The following is a 19795-nucleotide window of genomic DNA, read 5'->3' as shown; positions in this document are numbered from 1 at the left end:
TGCCGCTCCCCGTCCTAGAAGGGCACGGGTGCGATGTCGACGTCGGCCCGCCGCCCGTTCGCGGAGGCCACCGTCGCCGGGTGGCTCTCGCCGAGGCGACGGCGGAAGTGCGCCAGGGTCGCGATGTGCAGGGCCGTGGCCTCGTCGTCGCGGCCCAGGGCGCGCAGGTCGAGCACCTTGTTGGTGGCGCAGGCCAGCGTGGTCGGGTGGTCCTCGCCGTGGTCCCGGCTCAGGATCTCCAGCGTCCGCTCGTCCAGCTCCAGGGCCTCCGCGTGCCGGCCTTCCGCGGCGTACTGGCTGGCGGTGCCGATGGCCGCCGTCAGGGTGAGGATGTGCTCCTCGCCCAGCTTCTCGCGCAGTCCGGGCAGCGCCGCCGCCATGTGCTGCCCGGAGGCCTCCAGGTCGTCCAGGTGGCGCAGCGTGATGCCCAGGTTGAGACGGGCCGACAGCGTGTACGGGTGGTCGTCGCCGAGCTTCGCCGCGTACCGGGTCACGGTCGCCTCGCCGAGCTCCCGCGAGCGCCGCAGCTGTCCGTCCTGCCGCAGGTCCACGACCAGGTTGGCGGCGCACGCGACGGCGTCCGGGTGGTCGGGGCCGTAGCGGTTCACGAACTTCGTCCACACCGACTCGCCGAGCTCCAGCGCCCCGGCGTGGTCGCCGGCGCGGCGGCGGCACACCGCGAGGACGCGGGCGCAGCCGAGGCTGGCGGGGGTGTCCTCGCCGAAGTGCAGGCAGTAGCGGGCGTAGACGTCTTCCTGGTGGGCGGCGCCCTCCAGGTAGTCGCCGCTCTCACGGATGTCGATGGACAGGCCGCTGAGGGTGTTCAGGGTGTCGAAGTGGTTCTCGCCCAGGTTGAGGGCGCGCAGCCGGGCCGTCTCCGTGTCGTACCGGCGGGCCTCCTGGTAGAGGCCCATCAGGCGCAGGCCGACGCCCAGGCTGTGGGCGGCGCGGAGGGCGGCCGGGTCGTCCTCGCCGAAGGCGCGCAGGGAGCGCTCGTACACCGACCGGTTGATCTCCAGGCCCCGGGCCATCTCGGCACGCAGCCGCAGACCGCTGCACAGCTGGATGAGGGCGTCGAGGGTGCCCTCGTCGTCCTCGCCCATGGTCCGGATGTACGTGTCCGCGGTGCGCTCCATCATGGCCGCGGCTTCCTGGTACTCGCCGAGCGTGCGCAGGATGAAGGCCAGCCACTTCGCCATCTCCAGGGTCTGCTGGTCCTCCTCGCCGAACTTCTCGGTCCAGATCTCCAGCGCCTCCCGGGCCATCGCCGCCGATCCGGCGTGGTCGCCCCAGACGTAGAGGAACTCGACCATGCCGCGGATCAGGCCGCGTACCCAGGGGGACTCGCACTCGACGGCCCGGGACACCACGACGTGCGGCAGCAGCGCCTGGTAGCGCGGCCAGAGCTCGCGCGAGCCGGGGCTGTTCGGGTTGGCGTCGGCGAGCAGCAGGTGCGCGCCGTGCCGCATGTCGGCCTGCTGCTGCGGGGACATGCGGTTGACCAGCACGGCCTGGACCAGTCGGTGCAGCTGGATGGTGTCGTGCCGGTGCTCGATCCGGGCCAGGGCGTAGACGTTGATCTCGCGGATGGCCCGGCCCAGTTTGATCGGGGTCCGCAGGGCGTCGTCCAGCTCCGGGGCGATGGTGGTGCTCCGCGAGTTGTTGAACAGGGAGCGGGAGATCGGCTCCGGGGCGAAGAAGGAGCAGACCTGGAGGAGTTGGAGCGCGGCCGGGTTGCGCTGTTCGAGCTGGCGCAGCGAGACGTCCCAGGCGGCGGCGACCGACATCGGGTAGTCCGGCGACGGCACCAGTTCGAGCATCAGCTCGGCGATCTTCTCGTTGATCAGCCGCAGGTAGTCGGGCACGGCCATGCCGGTGACCGCCTGCCAGGCCGCCGCCTGCTCGATGGCGAGCGGCAGGTCGCCCAGGGCCTCGGCCAGCTTGTCGGCGTCCTCGTCGCTCAGGTCGCGGGCGCGCCGGCGGAGCAGCGCCTTGCTCTCCTCGCGCGTGAAGACGTCCACGGAGAGCGTCCTGGCCACCCGGTCCCACTCCTGGTTCCGGGAGGTGATGAGGATCTTCCCCGTCCCGCCGGTGGGGAAGTAGGGGCGTACGGCTTCCACGTTCTCGGCGTTGTCGAACACCAGGAGCCACCTGCCGTAGGGCTCTCCCCGGCGCAGCGCCTCACGGACGGCGGGCACGGCCCGGTTGGCCTCGCTGCTCACGTTCAGGCCCATGCGCTGGGCGAGTTCGGTGAGCGCGGTCAGGATCATCGTCGGCTGTTCCGAGGGGATCCACCAGACGACGTCGTAGTCGGACGCGTACCGGTACACGTACTCGATCGCGATCTGGGACTTCCCGACGCCGCCCATGCCGTGGAGGGCGTGCGGCAGCACCGCCGAGGTGTCGCCGGTCAGCAGCTGCTCGCGCACCTGCCCCAGGAGGTCCTCCCGGCCGACGAAGTTGGGGTTGTTCGGGGGGACGTTGCCCCAGACCACGGGAACGGCGGAGCGCGGGAGCCCGGGCTGCGGTGAGACCGGGACCGGTGTGCCGGACGGCGGGGTCGGGTCGCTGGTGCCCGGCCGCCCGTCGCTGCTCGGGGACGGGATCGACTGGACCCGGGTCCCGTTCAAGACCCCTCCCTCTTCGCGCTGGTGCTGACTGGCAGTGCTGTCGGTCATGGCAAGGCCGCCCGTGTCGGAATTTTCTGGTGTATTGCGGATATCGTGGACCAAAGTCCGGGCATTCGGTGCGACCGACCCCGGTGAACTCCCCTCCAGAGCCGCGCTGATCCGGTGCGCCCGGAGCAGGTAGGGCCCGGACAGGGCGCGGAGGATGGCCAGCTCGACGCGCACGAACGGAAGGCTCTCCGCGGTCATCGGCGGGTCGGGTGCCCCGTCCGGGGAGAGCAGGGCGCTGTGCAGCCCCCGCGCGGCCTCGGAACGGGCACCGAAGAAGTCGGACACCGAGCGCGCCACCCGCGCCGTGTCCGCGCGCATCGCGCCGGCCAGCAGCGCCTCGCGCGCTCCGTCGACGAAGTCGAGCGGCGCCGCCTGGGCGACGGAGCCCGGCAATTCGTCGGGCGGCGCCTGCTCGACCAGGCCGCTCAGGAACAGCTCGGCCACATGGACCGGCCGCGCCTCCGGTACGAGGGCGTGCCGCACGTCCCGCACCAGGCGGGGCTCCAGGATCGCGGCGGCCAGATGGGTGGCGAGCCGGAAGGCGGTGGGGGTGGCGTGACTGCGGAAGCGGCGGATGCGCTCCTGGACCGACGGAGCCGGCGCGGCGGCCGGCGGCTCGGCGGGCTCCGGCTCGGCCCGCTCGGGCGCGCCCAGGAGCAGCACCGTGGCGTCGACCCAGCCGGAGTCCTCGCCGCCCACGAGCGACGCCCAGCGGCCCAGCCAGTCGGCGGCCAGCTCGACCACCGGGACGGCCACCCGCCACCGGTCCGGCGGCGGGTCGAACGGGTCGCGCTCCTCCGGCGGGAAGGACACCGACAGCTCGGTGTTGCGGGCTCCCGCGCCCGGGCTGCGCAGCCGTACCCGCCAGGGCGTCAGGGCGGTGCGGTGCCAGTCCCGCTGGGACAGCAGGTGCACCATGGCCGTCGGACCGGCCGTCGCCCACACCTCCAGGGCGGCCAGGCCCGCTCCGGTCGTCCACAGCGGCCCGAGGGCGTCGGTCAGGACCAGGACGATCCGCCGGCCGGTCCGGTCCGCCAGCTCGGCGGGGACGCCGACGGCGTCGTCCCCGTACGGGCTGCGCAGGACCGCCTCCTCGCCGTCGGCGGTCTCGCGCAGGCCGAGCCGCCGGACGCGGACGTCGCGGAACGCCCCCAACTGCTCCGCCACGGCGGTGAACTCGGCGATCGTCTGCTCCCAGATCGCCATCGTCGCGTGGTCGTCGACCACGAGCACCAGATCGAAGCGCCGCTCGTCCGCCGACCGGATCCAGGGCATCCAGAGGCCGGCCTCGGCGGCGTGCTCGGCGGTGGCCTCCTCGTCCAGCTCGACCTCGGTCCGGGAGGGGACGACCTGCTTCAGCGGCCGCAGCCGACGGCTGATGTCCGATGCGTCGCGCAGGTCCGGCAGCGGCTCGGCGCGCACGCGCACGTCCTGGAAGTCCCGCACGAGCCGCGCCACGGTCGGTTCCGGTCTTCGGGGCGGGGGGCCGCCGGCCGGGGGCGGGTCGGGCCGGAGGCCACCGGGCGAACCGGTCGGCGACTCCGGCCGCGGGTCCTCCGGCGCGCCGTGCTCTCCGTTCGGCGGGGACCCGTTCACCGGAGGCCGACCGTCGTCCCCGGGCACGCCGGAGAGACCGGGCGGCGTCACCGGTCGGGGCTGCGGCGGATCGTCGGACGGGGGGAGCCGGGCGGCGAGCGTCTGGTACGCGTGCAGCCACAGCGCCTCCGCCACTTCGAAGGCCTCCGGGAGCGAACGGGCGTCGTCGTCCATCAGGGTGCTCCCGACAGCTGACGCCAGAGGGCGTCCAGGAGCTCGTCCCACGCCTCGTCGTCCTCGCGGACGCCGGCCGTCCGCAGGAAGATCGCGTTGAGCAGCTGGTCGGTGGCCAGTCCGCCGTGCTCCCGGCTGCGCTCCATGAACTTCTGGATCATCGCCTCGTGCCGGCCGCCCTGGTCGCGGAAGTGGGCGGCGATCATGGCGGCGAGCTGGTCCTCGCGCGGCGGGGAGACGTTCAGCCGGACGCAGCGGCGCAGGAAGGCCGGCGGGAACTGCCGCTCCCCGTTGCTGGTGATCACGATGAACGGGAAGGCCCGGCACCGCACCCGCCCGTCGGTCACCGTGACGGTGCCGTCGGGGTCGTCCGTGAAGACCTGGGCCCGGCCCTCGTGGTGGCGGGCGCGGACCAGCTCGGGGATGTCGTAGGAGCCGTTCTCCAGGACGTGCAGCAGGTCGTTCGGCAGGTCGATGTCGCTCTTGTCCAACTCGTCGATGAGCAGGACGCGGGGGAGCGCGTAGGGCAGCAGGGCGGTGCCGAGCGGGCCGAGCCGTACGAAGTCCCCGATCCTCGCGCCGCTCTCGCCGTCCCCGCGCGGCCCTCCGGCGCCGTCCCCCGGGGCGGTGCCGTCCGGTCGTGGCGCGGCCGGGCCGTCGGGGGAGCCGGAGGCCTGGGCGGGCACGGGCACGCCGGGGGCCGGGGCGGCGGGCCGGACGTGCCCCAGGGAGGCCTGGGCGCGGCCGATGGCGTCGTACTCGTAGAGACCGGAGCGCAGCGTGCTGCGGGAGGTGATGCCCCAGTGGAGGACCCGGCCCAGGCCCAGTTCGCGTGCCACGAGATAGGCGAGGGTGGACTTGCCGATGCCCGGCCGCCCGGTCACGAGGAGCGGCCTGCGGAGCAGCAGGGCCGTGTTGATCAGGTCGATGTCGCGCGGGTCCTGCCGGGGGGTCGCGCGGCCCACGGCGCCGAGCCTGCGGTCCGTCTCGGCGCTCTCGGCCGGTACGGGAGGCAGCACGGGGCCGCCGTCGAAGTCCCGCCAGCCGGGCGGCGGCGGCAGGACGTCGCCGAGGCGGATGTCCCGCAGCGGCTGCCCGGTGCCTCGGTAGATCCACCAGCTGCGGCTGGTGACGGGCCCTCCGTTGCGGTCGCTGTGGACCGGGTGATGGACGCCGCTCATGATTCCCCCTCCTCGTCGTGTCCGCCCCGCGCGTTCCAGGTGTCCGCCCCTGGCGAGCCGGACCAGTCGACGAGGCGGTTCGGGTCGTCGAAGAGAACCGCCACGTGCCGTCCGGCGTGGACGTCCCGTTGCGCGGCTGCGGCGGTGGCCGCCTCGTGGCGCAACCGCTGTACTCGGTCGGGCAGTTCGACCGCCCTGCCCTTCAGGAGTTTCCTGGCGCGCTTGCGGAAGTCGCCGGCCGCCGGCCGCCGGTCCCATACGGCGACGGGTACCCCGGCGAACAGGGCCGACTCCAGCGAGGCCCGGCTGCCGCCGGATCCCGGGAGCGGGGGAGCGCTGAGGGCGACGGAGACCAGCCGTTCGTCGGTGGCGAGGGTGCTGGCCCACTGGCTGGGGTCGTGGTCCCGGCTGCCCGTCGTGTCCCAGTGGCAGACGGTGTCGGCGCTGTCGAGGAGTTGCTGCCAGCGGTTGTGCCACCGCCGGTGCAGCTGCGGCTTGCGCATGCGTTCCAGGCTGCGCAGCACCACCGGATAGCTCAGGCACAGGGCCGTGGCGACGGGTGCGTCGGACTGCAGCGGCAGCCACTCCATCGGCTGGTTCAGCAGATGGACGGGGAGCACGAACTCCATCACCGGCCGTCCGGGGCGTCCGGCCCACTCCTTCTCCGCCCGGCCGATCAGCTCCTCCAGGACGGAGGCGACCTCGTCGAGGGCGACGACCCGGTCCTCTCCGCGCTCCGGCCGCCAGGGGCCCGGTCGGATCTGGCGCCAGTGGGAGAGCAGATACCGGTCCGGGTCCATTCCGTGTCTGCACAACTGGACAACGAGACAGGCGGGCCCGGGTTGTGCCGTCGGCCCGCGGTCGAGGTCGTCGCGGAGGTCCTGCAACTGCGGCCGCAGCCTGAGGTGGTCGGCCTGGGCGTCGTTCCACGCACGCAGTCCGGTCACGGTCTGCTGGTGGGTGGTGTTCCCGTCGAGCGCCGTGATCACGTGTTCGACGAGCACCATGGCCGGCAGCAGGCCGTCGGGGCGGGCGTTGACCCGGCTCAGGAAGTCGAAGGCCTCGGCGAGGGTGGCGACCGGGCGGGGCGGCAGGGCGAGGTCGCCGGCCGCCGCGTAGAGGGTGCCGTGGGCGTCGAGGTGGCGGACGCGGGCCAGCAGGGCCCGCACGTCCTGTAACGCCGCGTCGGGCAGGACCCCGAGCACGGGGGGCGAGACCGTGACGAGATCCCGGATCCGCAGCACGGGGGCGGATCCGGGATCGTAGACGTTCAGGGTGTCGAGCAGTTCGAGCAGTCCGCGCGGTTCGCGCAGGCAGGCGCGGACGATCTCCAGCATCTCCAGGCGTGTCCGGCCGTGCCGCTGGACGTTGCCCAGTTCGGGTAAGCGTTCCGTGAGCATGCTGATCAGGAGGTCGCGCCCGCTCGGGGCGTCGAGCCCTGTCACCTCGCACATGTGATCCACCAGCTCACGCTCGAATCCCGGTGCGTAAGCGCCGTGGCCCTCATCGGACAAAAGCCCCCCCGTCACGGCTCCGATGAACCAACTCCTCCTCGGAGAAGGCCGGTCCGGGCGCCGATCGCCCACCGCCCAGGGTATGGCCCGGGCCTGACGCGTCGCCACCCCGGGAGCCGGGTTGCTTCCGGCTACTCGACGACCAGCTCCACCGAGATGTTGCCCCGGGTGGCCTTGGAGTACGGGCAGAAGGCGTGGGTCTTCTCCAGGAGGGCCGCGCCGGCCTCGCCCTGCAGGTGGTCGGGGAACTCGGCGCGCATCACGACGGCCAGGCCGAAGCCGCCGTCGGCGGCGTCCTTGCCGATGGAGACCTCGGCGGTCACGGAGGCCTCGGAGATGTCGATCTTCTCCTGGCGGGCGACCACGCCCATGGCGCTGGCGAAGCAGGCCGCGTAGCCGGCGGCGAAGAGCTGCTCGGGGTTGGTGCCCTGGCCGTTGCCGCCGAGGGCGACGGGGTGGGCGAGGGGGAGGTCGAGGTGGCCGTCGGAGCTGACGGCGCGGCCCTCGCGGCCGTTGGCGGTGGCGACTGCGGTGTAGATCGCGTCCATGGGGAGTCCTGTCCTCGGCCCCTCGGTGAGGGGTGTGTCGTGCTGCCTCCGCAATTATTAGTGCGCGATTAAGTTGTGCACAACTAAATCGCGTGTGATGCGCGTCTCCCGTACCCTGGAGCCATGGACCGACCCACCACCGACCGCCCCGCCGACGAGGACTTCCTCAAGCTCGACAACCAGATCTGCTTCTCCCTCCACGCCGCCACCCGCGCCTTCAACGGCGTCTACCGGGGCGCGCTCAGGGAGCTCGGGCTCACCTACCCCCAGTACCTGGTGATGCTCGTCCTCTGGGAGCACGGCGAACTCCCCGTGAAGGGGATCGGCGAGCGGCTGCACCTCGACTCCGGCACCCTGTCGCCGCTGCTCAAGCGCCTGGAGGCGGCCGGACACGTCGAACGCCGGCGCAGCGCCGAGGACGAGCGGTCCGTCGCCGTACGGGTCACCGCCGAGGGCGCCGCGCTGCGGGAGAAGGCCCTCGGGGTGCCGCGCGGGATCGCCGCCGCGACCGGGCTCGACCTGGCGGAGATCCAGGAGCTGCGGGACCGGCTGCACGCCCTCGCCGCCCGGCTCGACGCGGTGGACCCGGACGGCGTGGCGCAGTGCGCGGGCGCGGTGCCTGCATCTGACATCTAAATGTAAGGATCGGTGAGCGAGTCCGGTCCTATACTCGGGCCATGCTCGACATCACCCTCCGGCGCGCCACGGCCGCCGACGCCAAGCGGCTCACGCGCCTCGTCCGCACCTCCTCGGCCTACGCGGGCGAGTACGCGGTCATGGTCGACGGCTACCAGGTCGGCGGGGCGTACATCGAGCACCACCCCGTCCATGTCGCCGTCGACGCCGAAGGCCTGGTGCTCGGCTTCTACGCCCTGCTGCTCGACGAGGCCGAGCTCGACCTCGCCTTCGTCGCCGACCGCGCCCAGGGCCTCGGCATCGGCCGGATGCTCATCGAGCACATGATCGGCGAGGGACGCGCCGCCGGCCTCGACGCGATACGCGTCGTCGCCCACCCGCCCGCCGAGGAGTTCTACCTGCGCACCGGCGCCCGCCGCACCGGGACCGTCCGGCCCGGCGGACGGATCTTCTGGGACCGCCCCGAGCTGACCTACGACCTCGCCGCCCCGGCCGACGCCGCGTGACCGCCACCCAGGAGGCCGGGCCGGAGAGCCGCAGGGTCTTCGCCGACCTCACCCCGCTGCGCACCTCGGCCGACTACCGCCGCCTCTGGTTCGGCAACAGCGTCACCTGGGTCGGCCAGGGCATGACGACCCTCGCGATCTCGCTCCAGGTCTACGACATCACCCGCTCGCCGTTCGCCGTCGGCCTCGTCGGGCTCTGCTCCCTCGTCCCGCTCGTCGTCTTCGGCCTCTACGGCGGCGCCATCGCCGACACCGTAGACCGCCGCAAGCTCGGCCTCGCCAGCTCCACCGGCCTGGCCGTGCTCTCGGCCGGCCTCGCCGCCGCCGCGTTCGCCGACTTCCACGCGGTCTGGTTCCTCTACGGGATCGTCGCCCTCCAGGCGGTCTGCGCGGCCCTCAACGCGCCCGCCCGCAGCTCGATGATCCCCCGGCTGCTGCCGCCCGAGCAGCTGCGCGCCGCCAACGCGCTCAACTCGATGACCACCACCTTCGGCACCCTCGTGGGGCCCAGCCTCGGCGGCGTGATCGTCGGCCTGGCCGGCTACCAGACCGCGTACCTCATCGACGCGATCGCCTTCTCCGCCTCCCTCTACGCCATGTGGCGCCTGCCCTCGATGCTGCCCGAGCGCACCGGCGCCAGGCGGGCCTCCGTCCTCGACGGACTGCGCTTCCTCGCCACCCGCCCCAATCTGCGCATGACGTTCTTCTCCGACTTCTGCGCGATGATCCTCGCCCACCCCCGGGCGCTCTTCCCGGCCGTCGCCGTCCTCTGGTTCGGCGGGGACGCCCGCACCACCGGACTCCTCGTCGCCGCACCGGCGTTCGGCGCGCTGCTCGGCGGCGTGCTGTCCGGCTGGCAGGGCCGCATCCGCCACCACGGGCAGGCGATCCTGCTCTCCGTGGGGGCCTGGGGCACGGCGATCGCCGCCTTCGGACTCACCCGCAACCTGTGGCTCGGCCTGCTGCTGCTCGCCGTCGCCGGGTACTCCGACACCGTCTCGATGATCTTCCGGAACACGATGATGCAGGTCGCGGCACCCGACGAGATGCGAGGCCGGCTCCAGGGCGTCTTCATCGTCGTCGTGGCCGGCGGCCCCCGCCTCGGCGACTTCCTCGCCGGAACCGTCGCCGACCTCACCTCCCCGGCCGTGGCGATCACCGGCGGCGGTCTCGCCTGCGTCCTCGCCGTCGGCCTGCTCGCCCTCCACGGGAAGGACTTCCGGCGCTACGACGCGCACAACCCCACCGCCTGAGACGCCGGCCGGCCGCCACGGCACACAGCCGCCCGCCGCGGCGGGACCCACTCCCGCCCCGGGGGGACCGGACTCCTCGCGACACCCGGAACCACCCCCGTCACCCTCGTCGGACCGGGGCCGCGCTCGACCGCACGGCGTGCCCCGGCCCGCGCGGGCTCCGTCTCGCCGCGCGCGGGCGACGACCGCGGCGGCTCCGTCCCGCAGGAGATCATCCGGGCGGTGGGGCGTGAAGCGACTGCGCCCCGCCGAACGGGTCATCCCCGCGGCCGGTCAGGGCGCGGGCGCTTGCCGAAGGTCTATGCCATCGAGAGGCTCCGCATGAGCAACTCCGCTCCTCAGGAGGTTTTCATGCGCAAGTTCATCGCCACGGCCGCTCTGGCCGCCGCCGTCGTCCTCTCCGGCTCGGGCACCGCCCTCGCCTACGGATACGACGACGAGGGCGACGCCCCCAGCGTGACCGTGGTGGACCACACGGTCGTCGTCTGCGGGGACTTCAGCGACTGTGCGGGCGACATCGGCTGATCGTCACCCGGACCGCGGCGAGGCCCCCTCATCCCGAGGGGGCCTCGTGCTGTCCCTCCTTCGCCCCCACGATCCCCCGCACGACGCCCAGCTCCACCAGGTCCTGGGGGCGCAGCCGCAGGCGCCCGGCCGTCTCCGGGACCCGTTCCTGCGGACGCTTGAGGATCTGGGCGGCGAGCTCGGGCGCGATGACGGAGAAGTAGCTGTCCGGGGTGGCCCAGGTGGCGCCCGGTGCGGCGAGCGCGAGCGCCCCGCCCGAGCCGCCCTCGCCGACGAGCAGCGACGTCACCGGGACCCGTGCCGCGGCGATCGCCGCGAAGGCCTCCGCGATGGCCGGGCCCGCCCCGGCCCGCTCGGCGGCGGCGTCATTGGCCGCGCCGGGCGTGTCGATCAGTGTCAGGACCGGGATGCCGAGCCGGTCCGCGAGCCCCACCAGCCGCGCGACGGTCCGGAAGCCGGCCGGCCGGGTCGCCCCGCCGTCCTGCGCCGCGTACGCCACCACCCGTCCCTCGCGCAGCCCGAAGCCGCACTCGACACCGGCGTCGGCGCCCCCGGCCCGGTCCCCGTGGATGGCCGCGCGCGTCTCGAACCAGGCGTCCAGATAGGCCACGGCCCGCGGTCGTCCCGCCGCCCTCGCCGCCTGCACGGCCGCCCATCCGGTGGCGGGCAGCCCGAGGCCGCCGAGGGCGTGCGGCGGGGGAGCGGGGGCCGGCGCCGGGCCGGCCGACGGGCCCAGCAGCCGCAGCCACCGCGCCAGGGTCTCCCGCAGCCGCTCCGGCGGCACCAGGGCGTCGACATGCCCGTGGGCGTGCTGGTCCTCCGCCGTGTAGGCGGCGGGGTCGGCGTCCGCGGGGCGGACGCGGGAGCCCGCGAAGGCGACCTGGGCGGTGGGCAGGGCCAGGACGACGTCGGCACCCGCGCCGACGGTGGCCCAGCCGCCGCCGGTGGTGGGGTCGCGCAGCACGGCCACGTGCGGCACGCCCGCCGCGCGCAGGCGGACGGTCTCGGCGGCGACGCGCTGCAGCTGGGTGAGGGCGATCATGCCCTCCTGCATCCGGCTGCCGCCGGTCGCGACGAGCGACACCAGCGGGAGCCGCCGCTCGGCCGCCGTACGGAACGCGGCGACGAGCCGGTCGCCCGCCGCGCGGCCGAGCGAGCCGCCGAGGAAGCCGAACTCGAAGACCACGAGGACGCAGGCGCGTCCGCCGACGGTCGCCGTGCCGTAGCGCACCGACTCGTCCTCGCCGGTGCCCGCGGCGGCCCGGGCCCGGGAGGCGTCGTAGCCGGGCCAGCCGATCGGCCCGTCGACGCCCGACGGCGCTCCGGGCCCCGGCGCGCCGTCCTCCGGGACCCAGTCGTCCGCCACCAGGGCGACGGCGGCACGGGCGGTCAGGCGCTCAGTCACCGGAGGGCTCCCGGAGGGCCTTCTTCAGGACCTTGCCCATGTCGTTGCGGGGCAGCGCCGCCAGGAAACGGACCTCGCGGGGGCGCTTGTGCGGGGCGAGCTGGGCGGCGACGTGCGCGGCCAGCGCCTCCGCCGCGGGCGGCGCGTCGGGGTCCGCGGGGACGACCCAGGCCACGATGCGTTCGCCCAGGTCCGGATCGGGCGCGCCGGTGACGGCGGCCTCGCGTACGCCCGGGTGGTCGAGGAGCGCGTTCTCGATCTCCCCGGCGCCGATCTTGTAGCCGCCGCTCTTGATCAGGTCGGTCGCCTTGCGGCCGACGATCCGGACGTAGCCGTCGGCCTCGCGCACCGCCATGTCCCCGGTGCGGAACCAGCCGTCCTCGGTGAAGGCGGCCGCGGTGGCGTCCGGGCGGTTGAGGTACGCGGAGAACAGGTTCGGGCCGCGCACCTGGATCTCGCCGACCGTCTCGCCGTCGTGCGCGTCCGCGCCGAGCACCGAGCCGTCCTCCTCCGCGAGGCGCAGCTCCACCCCGCCCAGCGGCAGCCCCACCGAGCCGGGGCGGGCGGCCGAGCCGACGGGGACCGAGGTGTTCATGAGCGTCTCGGTCATCCCGTAGCGCTCGATCACCGTCCGGCCCGTCGCCGCCCGGATCCGCTCGTGGTCGTGGACCGGGAGCGCCGCCGAGCCGGAGACCAGCAGCCGGGCCTCCGCCAGGGAGCGGGCGAGTGCCGGGTCCCCCGGAAGCGCCTCGGCGAGCCGGTGGTACATCGTCGGCACGCCGAAGAGCATCGTGCCGCCGGCCTCGCCCAGCTCCTTCGCGACCCCCTCGACGGAGAAGCCGCCCAGATGGCGCACCTCGCCGCCGCGCCGCAGCGGGCCGAGGACGCCCAGGACGAGCCCGTGCACGTGGAACAGGGGCAGGCCGTGCACGAGGACGTCCGCGTCCGTCCACTCCCAGGCGTCGGCGAGCGCGTCGAGGGAGGCGGCCAGCGCGCGCCGGGACAGGACGACGCCCTTGGGCGGGCCGGTCGTGCCGGACGTGTAGACGACCAGCGCGGGGGCCTCCGCGTCGTCCGGCTCCGGCCGGAGGGGAGTGCCGGGCGCGGCCCGGGTCTCCACGTCGGTCCGGGGCAGCTCCGCGAGCCCGGGCGGGAGGGTGTCCCCGGCGCCCGCGAGCACGGTGCCGGGCGCGCTGTCGCCGAGGATGTGCGCCAGCTCGCGCTCCCCGATGCGGGGGTTGAGGGGGACGGCCGGCACGCCCGCGAGCAGCGCGGCCACCACGCCCACGGCCGTCTCCGCGGTGGGCGTGGCCCAGACGGCCACCCTCCCGGCGGTCCGTAGCCGGGGGGCCAGGGCTCCGGCGGCGCGCGCCAGTTCCTCGTACGTCAGGGTGTCGGCGCCGAACCGCAGGGCGGGCCGGCCGCTGGGGGCCGTCAGGGCCGGGAACAGGGCGGTCATGGGCGCATTCTGCCCAGCCGTCAGGGCCGGGGTACTGCGACCTTGCTCACGTCGGGGGCGGGCGTGTCGCCCTCGGGACGTACGGTCCGCATCCGCCCGTACGCGTAGACGCAGCCGGCGAGCGCCAGGTCGGACAGCAGCATGAAGCCGATCGAGTACGAGCCCTTGGCGCTGTAGACGGCGCCCATGACCAGCGGGGGCACGAAGCCGCCGAGGCCGCCCATCGCGCCGACGATGCCGGTCACGCTGCCGACCTTCGCCTGGGGGGTGACCTGCGAGACGAGGGCGAAGACCGAGCCGCTCGCGGTGCCCAGGCCGGCGGCCATGACGAGCAGGGCCGTCGTGCCGCCCGGGTTCAGCGGAGGGTCGAAGGCCTGCACGACGGCGAGCAGGGCGACGACCCCGAGGGCGGCGGACGTCACGAGGGCCGGGTGGACCCGGTCCGAGAGCCAGCCGCCGATCGGCCGGAAGACGACCGTCACCAGGGCGAACCCGGCGGCCTTGGTCCCGGCGTCGGTCGGGTCGAGCTCGTACCAGGTCTTCAGGTACGTCGGCAGGTAGACGCCGAAGGCGACGATGCCGCCGAAACCGATCGCGTACAGCGCCGACAGCTCCCAGGTGACCCGCAGCCTCCCGGCCTGGCCGAGGCGCCGGGCGAGTGAGGCGGAGGGGATCGGCCGGCCGGGGCGGTCGGTGATCAGGAACGCGGCGAGGACGGCGTACGCGGCGAGTGCGACGGCCACGACGACGAACGGCAGGTTCTCGCCGTGCCGGGCGATCCGCGGGGTGAAGTACCCGGAGAGCGCCACGCCGCCCATCCCCATGCCGAAGACGCCGAGGGCGAAGCCGCGCTTGGCCGGCGGGAACCAGGAGTTGACCAGCGGGATGCCGATGGCGAAGGTCGTGCCGCCGATCCCGAGCAGGAAGGCCACGACCAGCAGCAGGCCGAAGGAGTCCTTGACGACGATCAGCAGCAGGACGGGCACGATCGTCAGCGCCGACGCCAGCGGGAACATCAGCCGCGCGCCGTACCGGTCGGTGAGCGCGCCGGCCGCGATCCGGCCGACCGAGCCGACGAGGACGGGGACCGCGACGAGCAGCGACTGCTGGAAGGAACTGAGCGACAGCCGGTCTCCGTACCAGCTGCCGAGCGGCGCGATCAGGTCCCAGGCCCAGAAGGTCAGCGTGAAGCCGACGGTGGCCACGACCAGGTTGCGGTACGCGGCCGCGGGGATCTTCGCTTCGGTGTCCACGCCCTCAGTCAAGATCCGCCGGGCCGACGGGGCGCGCCGGGCTGCTCCGTTCGGGGCGCCCGGAACCGCTGCGTGCTCGGCGCCCGGGTCCCTCGGTTCGAGCGGGCCGGGTCGACTCCGTCCCGGGCTCGGGTCCCTCCGTGCGGGCGCGCCGTACCGCCCCGTCCCGTGGCCCGGCGTCAGGTGTCCTGCGGCCAGGTGACGACCGTGTGGGGGGTCCCGTCGTCCTCGACGCGCAGCCGGAGTCCGGAGCTGTCGGCGGTGATATCGACCGTGACGGCCCCGACGCCCGGCCGCCGGTGGGCGGCCGCCAGCGCGGTGCGCAGCGCGGCGAGCAGCCGGTCGGCGGAGCCCTCGTCGGAGAGGGTGTCGACGGCGCCGGAGAAGTGCACGGAGGGCTGGAAGCCCAGCAGGGCCGCCGCCCCGCCGGTCTCGCGCAGCACCCGGCCGCGGAAGGAGGCCGGGGCGTCGGCCGGGGGCTGCTGCAGCGCGAAGATCGTCGTGCGGACCTCCTGGATCGTCGAGTCCAGTTCGTCGACGGCCCGGGCGAGGAGGGTGTCGACCTCGTGGACGGTGGCCCGCCGCCGGGTCGACTCCAGCATCATCTCGGTGGCGAAGAGGCGTTGCACGACCAGGTCGTGCAGGTCGCGGGCGATCCGGTCGCGGTCCTCGTAGACGGCGAGCTGTTCGCGGTCGTGCTGGGCGTCGGCGAGGACGAGGGCGAGCGCCGCCTGCGAGGCGAACTGGGAGGCGAGCAGCCGGTCCACCGCGCTGTACGGGCGGTCGCCGCGCCGGCGGGGCAGGGCGAGGGTGCCGATGAGCCGGCCGCCGCTCTGCAGGGGCAGCAGCATCGACGGCCCGAAGCGGCTGCGGACATGGGTGGTCATCCGCGGATCGGTGGCCGAGTCCTCGACGAACACCGGCTCGCCGCCGAGCAGCTGGACCAGGACGGGGGAGCCGGGCGCGATCGTGGTGCCGACCAGGTCGCCGGGGTCGTCGGGGGTGGAGGCGGCCACGATCTCCATGCCGCCCTCCGCGGTCGGCTGCAGCACCACGCCCGCCGAGGCGTCCGCGAGCAGCCGGGCCCGTTCGGCGACCGTGGTCAGGGCGTCCTGCGCGGGCCTGCCGGTGAGCAGCGCGGTCGTCACGGCCGCGGCGCCCTCGATCCACCGTTCGCGCTGCCGGGCGGTCTCGTAGAGGCGGGCGTTGCCGATGGCGATGCCGGCCTGGGTGGCGAGGACGCGGAGCAGGGCCAGGTCGTCGTCGGTGAAGGGGCCGGTCGGCTTGTCGCCGAGGTAGAGGTTGCCGAACACCTCGGTGTGCACGCGGATGGGGACGCCGAGGAGCGAGCGGATCTCCGGGTGGCCCTCGGGCACGCCGGAGGAGCGCGGGTCGGCGGTCACGTCGTCGAGCCGCAGCGGCCGGGGGTCGCGGACGAGGGCGCCCAGCAGTCCGGTGTGCCCGTCGGGGATGCGGCCGATCCGTTCCCGCTCCTCCTCGGTCATGCCGGAGGTGAACAGCTCGGTGATGCGCAGGCGCTCGGGGTCGACGACCCCGAGCGCCCCGTGGCGGGCACCGGTCAGTGCGGTGGCGGTGTCCACGATGTGCTGGAGGGTGGCCCGCAGTTCGAGCTCGGTGCCGACACCGAGGACGGCTTCGAGCAACAGGGCCAGGCCGGGCGCGGAATCGTCTCCGCACGCGCCCTCGTCCATGATCGACATGGGGTCGTTCTCGTACACGGCGTACTGCCGTGGCCTATTCGGCGGTCTCGGCCAGCGGGTCGAGGACCAGGGGCTGGATCCGGCCCTCCAGCATCGCGCCGAGCCCGAGGACGGCACAGACGTCCGGGCGCTCCGCGATGTGCACGGGCATCCCGGTCGCCTCGCGCAGCATCTGGTCCAGGCCCGGCAGCAGCGCGCTGCCGCCGACCATCATGATGCCGCGGTCGGCGAGGTCGGCCACCAGGTCCGGCGGGCAGTCGCGGAGCACCTTGCCGATGCCGTCGAGGACGGCGGTCAGCGGCGTCTGGATGGCCGACCGCACGGCGGCGGTGTCGATGGTCACCGAGCGGGCGAGCCCGGTGGCCACGTCGCGGCCGTGGATCTCGGTGAAGGTGGGGCCCTGGAGCGTCAGGCCGTTGCCGTGCAGGGCGACCTGGAGCGGGCGCACCGACTGGCTCGGCAGCATCAGTTCGTGCTGGTGGCGCAGGTGCTGGATGACGGCGTGGTCGATGGCGTCACCGCCGACCGGCATCCGCTCGGCGGTCACGATCGCGCCGAGCGAGAGCACCGCGACCTGGGTGGTGGCCGCCCCGCACACCAGGATCATGGTGGCGGTCGGCTGCTCGACCGGGAGGCCGCAGCCCACGGCCGCCGCGATCAGGGTGTCGACGAGCTCCACCCGGCGGGCACCGAGGCCGACCAGGGTCTCCACGGCCGCGCGCTGGGCGAGCGGGTCGCTGTCGTGCGGGGTGCAGGCGGCGGCGCGCAGCCGGGGCTTGCGGCGCAGCTGGCGGCGGAGCTTGTCACCGAGCAGATGACGGAGCATCCGCTGGGCCATCTCGATGTCGACGACGGTTCCGCCGGAGACGGGACGGACCACCCGGATGTAGTCGGGGGTGCGGCCGGTCATCTTCTCGGCGAGCGCGCCGACGGCGATGAGCGCGCCGGTGCGGGTGTTCACGGCGGCGACGGACGGCTCGTCGACGACGAGTCCGGCGCCCTTGACGAAGACCCGGGTGCGGGCGGCGCCCAGGTCGACGGCGACATGGCAGCGGCGCAGCTGCTCAAGGCTGACGGTCACGGCGGTCCTCCGGAGTGCGGTGCTGGCACGGGCGAGGCGGGGCGCGCGGGATGCGCGGTCCTGTTCGATCGTCCTGCGGTACCGCCCGGGCCGCGCGCTGAGCTGAGCCGCCCGGGGGTGCCGGAAACCCCGGAAGACCCTGACGTGACGTCAGGCCCGCGGGGTCGTCGGCCGCCCGGCCGGGGGGACCTGACGCTGGAGCAGCCCCCAGGCGAACTCCGCGGCGCCCCGGCCGCCGTCGGCGAAGGTGAAGTCGAGACGGGCGAGTGCCGGGGCCACCCCCTCCCGGGGCTCGACCTCCCGGAAGGCGCGCCAGACCTCGTCGATCGTGCACCCCCACGGGCGCAGGTCCTCGGCCGTGCGCAGCTCGGGCGCCGCGGCGCCCGGGGCGCGTGTCAGGGAGCGGGACCACACGGCGCGGCGCGGGCCCACCAGGACGGTGAACCGCAGCTCGGGCCAGAGCGGCACCGGCCACGTCCACGCCTCGCTGTCGCCGCGCACCGGCTGCCGCGACTCCGGCTCGCCGAGGGCCTGCCGGTAGCGGTCGAACTCGCCCGGACCCCGCCGGGCGTGCGCCCGGGCCTGCCAGCGCTTGTTCGCCTCGCGCATCTCGGCGCGCGTGGCACCGAGTTCACGCAGCGCCTCCTCGACGAGGCCGGCCTGGTGGTCGGCCATCCGGCGGAGCAGGACGAGCTGGAACTCGTACGGCCCAAAGGGGGCGGCAGGGGTCATGCGCCCATCCTGCCCGAAGGGGGAGATTCGCGACGGCACGCCGACGACCTGCGCTTTCCTCACAGGATCCTCACGTTCACGCCTATCAGCCGTGTCCGGGCGCCGCATAACCTGCGGGCGCCATGGACTACTGCCCCCAGTGCCGACGGCATCTCAACGGCGCCCTGGCCTGTGCCGGTTGCGGGACCCCCGCCGAGGAGCTGCGGTACTTCACCCCCCACCCGCCCGCCCCCGCGCCGGCGCCCGCCTTCACGCTGTCGGCGGAGACCCCGCCGCCCGTGGAGGAGGAGTACGGCTACGCGTACGAGCTGGACCCGGTGGAGCCGCCGCGGCCCGCCGAGGGCCGCGCGGCCGCGCGCCGTGGCCGGAGCCGCTCGGGTGGTGGCCGGGCCGCCCCGAGGGGCGGGCGCCGGGCGCGTTCCCGGCGCGGCCGTACGGTGCTGCTCGGCACGCTCGGCTTCGCGCTCGCGGCCGGTTCGCTGAGCATGGCCAAGCTGGCCCTGGACCAGCCGGCCGGCGGCGCCGCGACCGCCGTCCAGGAGGAGGACGTCGTCGAGGCCACCCTCGACCCGGATCCGCCGGCGCCCTCGGAGAGCACCGGCCGGCCGGACGGCCCCGGGCCGGTCGAGTCGGTCACGGCGCGCCCGACGTCCACCGGTCACCCCGCCCGCGGCTCCGGCCGCGGGAGCGGCACACGGGACGGATCCGGCGGCGGTACGGGAACGGGCCCGGGGGACGGCGCGGGCTCCGGTGACGGCACGGGTGCGGGGGCCGGCTCCGGCGCCTCGCCGAGGGCGTCCCTCCCCGGCCCGGAGACCCCGTCCGGCACACCCTCGGCCGGCCCCTCCGGCAGCGCCTCGCCCGCGCCCGGCGGCGGCCCCACCACGGCCCCGGGCACCCCGACGCCGAGTCCGACCCCGAGTCCGGCGCCGACCTGCACCCGCTTCCTGTGGTGGTGCGTCTGAGGCGGGCCCCGGCGGACCGGGCCGCTCGCGAAGCGCCCGGGACGCGCGGCCGGCGCCGCCGAGGCGCCCGGCGGGCGGGCGCTCGCCGGGACCTCTAGGCGGTCGTGCCCAGCATGCGCTTCAGCAGGTCGCGCAGCAGGGTGCGCTCGGTCTCGGTGAGCTCGCCGAGCGGCTCGCGGGCGAAGTGCAGCGACTCGCGCAGGCGGCGGGCGGTGTCCCGGCCCTCGTCGGTGGGCGCGGCGACCTTGACCCGGCGGTCGGCGGGGTCGGGGCGGCGCTCGACGAGGCCGCGCGACTCCAGGCGGTCGATGATCCCCGTCACGTTGGACGGCTCGCACTTGAGCTTCTCGGCGATCTTCCGCATGGGCGTGGGCTCCAGGGCGAGCAGCCCGAGGACGCGGGCCTGCGCGCCGGTGAGGGCGTGCGCGGCGGCGGCCTCCTCGTACTCGTCGTGGTAGCGGGCCACGACGGTGCCGATGAGCTCCACGACTTCGAGCGTGAGGGGGTCCGTGTGTCGGGTGGGCATGACGTCATCGTACTCCGATGCTTGACAACATGAAATATCGAG

At 74.7% G+C, this 19795-nt stretch carries 16 protein-coding genes; 5 read left to right on the top strand and 11 right to left on the bottom strand.

Annotation, left to right across the window (positions count from 1 at the left end):
* Positions 1-14: 14 nt before the first annotated feature.
* The 4 genes from fxsT to ACGF1Z_RS09150 form a co-directional block, all read right to left on the bottom strand.
* On the bottom strand, positions 15-4448 hold the full coding sequence (gene fxsT, locus ACGF1Z_RS09165) for an FxSxx-COOH system tetratricopeptide repeat protein (protein ID WP_393001596.1): 4434 nt from the start codon (positions 4446-4448) through the stop codon (positions 15-17).
* A complete protein-coding gene (locus ACGF1Z_RS09160; protein WP_393001594.1) occupies positions 4448-5629 on the bottom strand; it encodes an AAA family ATPase in 1182 nt (393 codons plus the stop codon). Before ACGF1Z_RS09160 ends, fxsT begins: the two co-directional genes overlap by 1 nt.
* Positions 5626-7083, bottom strand: coding sequence for a hypothetical protein (locus ACGF1Z_RS09155; RefSeq protein WP_393001592.1), 1458 nt, complete (start codon positions 7081-7083; stop codon positions 5626-5628). Before ACGF1Z_RS09155 ends, ACGF1Z_RS09160 begins: the two co-directional genes overlap by 4 nt.
* A 191-nt stretch (positions 7084-7274) precedes the next feature.
* On the bottom strand, positions 7275-7691 hold the full coding sequence (locus ACGF1Z_RS09150) for an organic hydroperoxide resistance protein (RefSeq protein WP_393001590.1): 417 nt from the start codon (positions 7689-7691) through the stop codon (positions 7275-7277).
* A gap of 123 nt (positions 7692-7814) precedes the next feature.
* Here ACGF1Z_RS09150 and ACGF1Z_RS09145 point away from each other — a divergent pair, with 123 nt between their 5' ends.
* The 4 genes from ACGF1Z_RS09145 to ACGF1Z_RS09130 all read left to right on the top strand — a co-directional run bounded on the left by ACGF1Z_RS09145 (position 7815) and on the right by ACGF1Z_RS09130 (position 10611).
* On the top strand, positions 7815-8327 hold the full coding sequence (locus ACGF1Z_RS09145; protein WP_393001588.1) for a MarR family winged helix-turn-helix transcriptional regulator: 513 nt from the start codon (positions 7815-7817) through the stop codon (positions 8325-8327).
* Positions 8328-8368: 41 nt separating this feature from the next.
* Positions 8369-8833, top strand: a complete 465-nt coding sequence (locus ACGF1Z_RS09140) for a GNAT family N-acetyltransferase (RefSeq protein WP_393001586.1) — start codon at positions 8369-8371, stop codon at positions 8831-8833.
* Entirely contained in the window at positions 8830-10086 is a 1257-nt protein-coding gene (locus ACGF1Z_RS09135; protein WP_393001584.1) for an MFS transporter, read from the top strand. Before ACGF1Z_RS09140 ends, ACGF1Z_RS09135 begins: the two co-directional genes overlap by 4 nt.
* 351 nt (positions 10087-10437) lie before the next feature.
* A complete protein-coding gene (locus ACGF1Z_RS09130; protein ID WP_393001582.1) occupies positions 10438-10611 on the top strand; it encodes a hypothetical protein in 174 nt (57 codons plus the stop codon).
* Positions 10612-10639: 28 nt separating this feature from the next.
* Here ACGF1Z_RS09130 and ACGF1Z_RS09125 read toward each other — a convergent pair whose 3' ends face one another.
* The 6 genes from ACGF1Z_RS09125 to ACGF1Z_RS09100 all read right to left on the bottom strand — a co-directional run bounded on the left by ACGF1Z_RS09125 (position 10640) and on the right by ACGF1Z_RS09100 (position 18262).
* Positions 10640-12016 carry a carboxyl transferase domain-containing protein gene (locus ACGF1Z_RS09125; protein ID WP_393001580.1) on the bottom strand — a complete coding sequence of 459 codons (1377 nt, stop codon included), beginning with the start codon at positions 12014-12016 and terminating at the stop codon, positions 10640-10642.
* Positions 12009-13475 (bottom strand): acyl-CoA synthetase, encoded by a 1467-nt coding sequence (locus tag ACGF1Z_RS09120; RefSeq protein ID WP_393001578.1) that lies wholly within the window; start codon positions 13473-13475, stop codon positions 12009-12011. The genes ACGF1Z_RS09125 and ACGF1Z_RS09120 overlap by 8 nt, the downstream gene beginning before the upstream one ends.
* Positions 13476-13495: 20 nt before the next feature.
* Positions 13496-14728, bottom strand: coding sequence for a nitrate/nitrite transporter (locus tag ACGF1Z_RS09115; RefSeq protein WP_393001576.1), 1233 nt, complete (start codon positions 14726-14728; stop codon positions 13496-13498).
* A gap of 179 nt (positions 14729-14907) precedes the next feature.
* Positions 14908-16440, bottom strand: coding sequence for a GAF domain-containing protein (locus tag ACGF1Z_RS09110; RefSeq protein ID WP_393002441.1), 1533 nt, complete (start codon positions 16438-16440; stop codon positions 14908-14910).
* A gap of 43 nt (positions 16441-16483) precedes the next feature.
* Complete coding sequence (locus ACGF1Z_RS09105) at positions 16484-17530, bottom strand: rod shape-determining protein (RefSeq protein WP_393001574.1); 1047 nt, start codon at positions 17528-17530, stop codon at positions 16484-16486.
* A 150-nt stretch (positions 17531-17680) separates the two neighbouring features.
* Positions 17681-18262 (bottom strand): hypothetical protein, encoded by a 582-nt coding sequence (locus ACGF1Z_RS09100; protein ID WP_393001572.1) that lies wholly within the window; start codon positions 18260-18262, stop codon positions 17681-17683.
* 122 nt (positions 18263-18384) lie between these two features.
* On the opposite strand from ACGF1Z_RS09100, the gene ACGF1Z_RS09095 reads away from it, so the two are divergent.
* Positions 18385-19227 (top strand): hypothetical protein, encoded by an 843-nt coding sequence (locus ACGF1Z_RS09095; RefSeq protein ID WP_393001570.1) that lies wholly within the window; start codon positions 18385-18387, stop codon positions 19225-19227.
* Between the two features lie 94 nt (positions 19228-19321).
* Here the strand turns inward: ACGF1Z_RS09095 and ACGF1Z_RS09090 are convergent, their stop codons facing one another.
* On the bottom strand, positions 19322-19753 hold the full coding sequence (locus tag ACGF1Z_RS09090; protein WP_393001568.1) for a MarR family winged helix-turn-helix transcriptional regulator: 432 nt from the start codon (positions 19751-19753) through the stop codon (positions 19322-19324).
* Positions 19754-19795 lie beyond the last annotated feature (42 nt).

Source organism: Streptomyces sp. NPDC048018 (assembly GCF_043202995.1).
Classification (GTDB): domain Bacteria; phylum Actinomycetota; class Actinomycetes; order Streptomycetales; family Streptomycetaceae; genus Streptomyces.
The sequence above is the reverse complement of the archived record's forward strand: the minus strand, read 5'-3'. Positions and strand labels throughout refer to the sequence as shown.

What these genes read in the sequence shown, in the direction of transcription:
- ACGF1Z_RS09130 (WP_393001582.1), top strand. Translation starts at nt 10,438, where the DNA reads ATGCGCAAGTTCATCGCCACGGCCGCTCTGGCCGCCGCCGTCGTCCTC.
- fxsT (WP_393001596.1), bottom strand. Translation starts at nt 4,448, where the DNA reads ATGGACGACGACGCCCGTTCGCTCCCGGAGGCCTTCGAAGTGGCGGAG.
- ACGF1Z_RS09095 (WP_393001570.1), top strand. Translation starts at nt 18,385, where the DNA reads ATGGACTACTGCCCCCAGTGCCGACGGCATCTCAACGGCGCCCTGGCC.
- ACGF1Z_RS09140 (WP_393001586.1), top strand. Translation starts at nt 8,369, where the DNA reads ATGCTCGACATCACCCTCCGGCGCGCCACGGCCGCCGACGCCAAGCGG.
- ACGF1Z_RS09090 (WP_393001568.1), bottom strand. Translation starts at nt 19,753, where the DNA reads ATGCCCACCCGACACACGGACCCCCTCACGCTCGAAGTCGTGGAGCTC.
- ACGF1Z_RS09160 (WP_393001594.1), bottom strand. Translation starts at nt 5,629, where the DNA reads ATGAGCGGCGTCCATCACCCGGTCCACAGCGACCGCAACGGAGGGCCC.
- ACGF1Z_RS09100 (WP_393001572.1), bottom strand. Translation starts at nt 18,262, where the DNA reads ATGACCCCTGCCGCCCCCTTTGGGCCGTACGAGTTCCAGCTCGTCCTG.
- ACGF1Z_RS09120 (WP_393001578.1), bottom strand. Translation starts at nt 13,475, where the DNA reads ATGACCGCCCTGTTCCCGGCCCTGACGGCCCCCAGCGGCCGGCCCGCC.
- ACGF1Z_RS09150 (WP_393001590.1), bottom strand. Translation starts at nt 7,691, where the DNA reads ATGGACGCGATCTACACCGCAGTCGCCACCGCCAACGGCCGCGAGGGC.
- ACGF1Z_RS09110 (WP_393002441.1), bottom strand. Translation starts at nt 16,440, where the DNA reads ATGGACGAGGGCGCGTGCGGAGACGATTCCGCGCCCGGCCTGGCCCTG.
- ACGF1Z_RS09145 (WP_393001588.1), top strand. Translation starts at nt 7,815, where the DNA reads ATGGACCGACCCACCACCGACCGCCCCGCCGACGAGGACTTCCTCAAG.
- ACGF1Z_RS09155 (WP_393001592.1), bottom strand. Translation starts at nt 7,083, where the DNA reads ATGTGCGAGGTGACAGGGCTCGACGCCCCGAGCGGGCGCGACCTCCTG.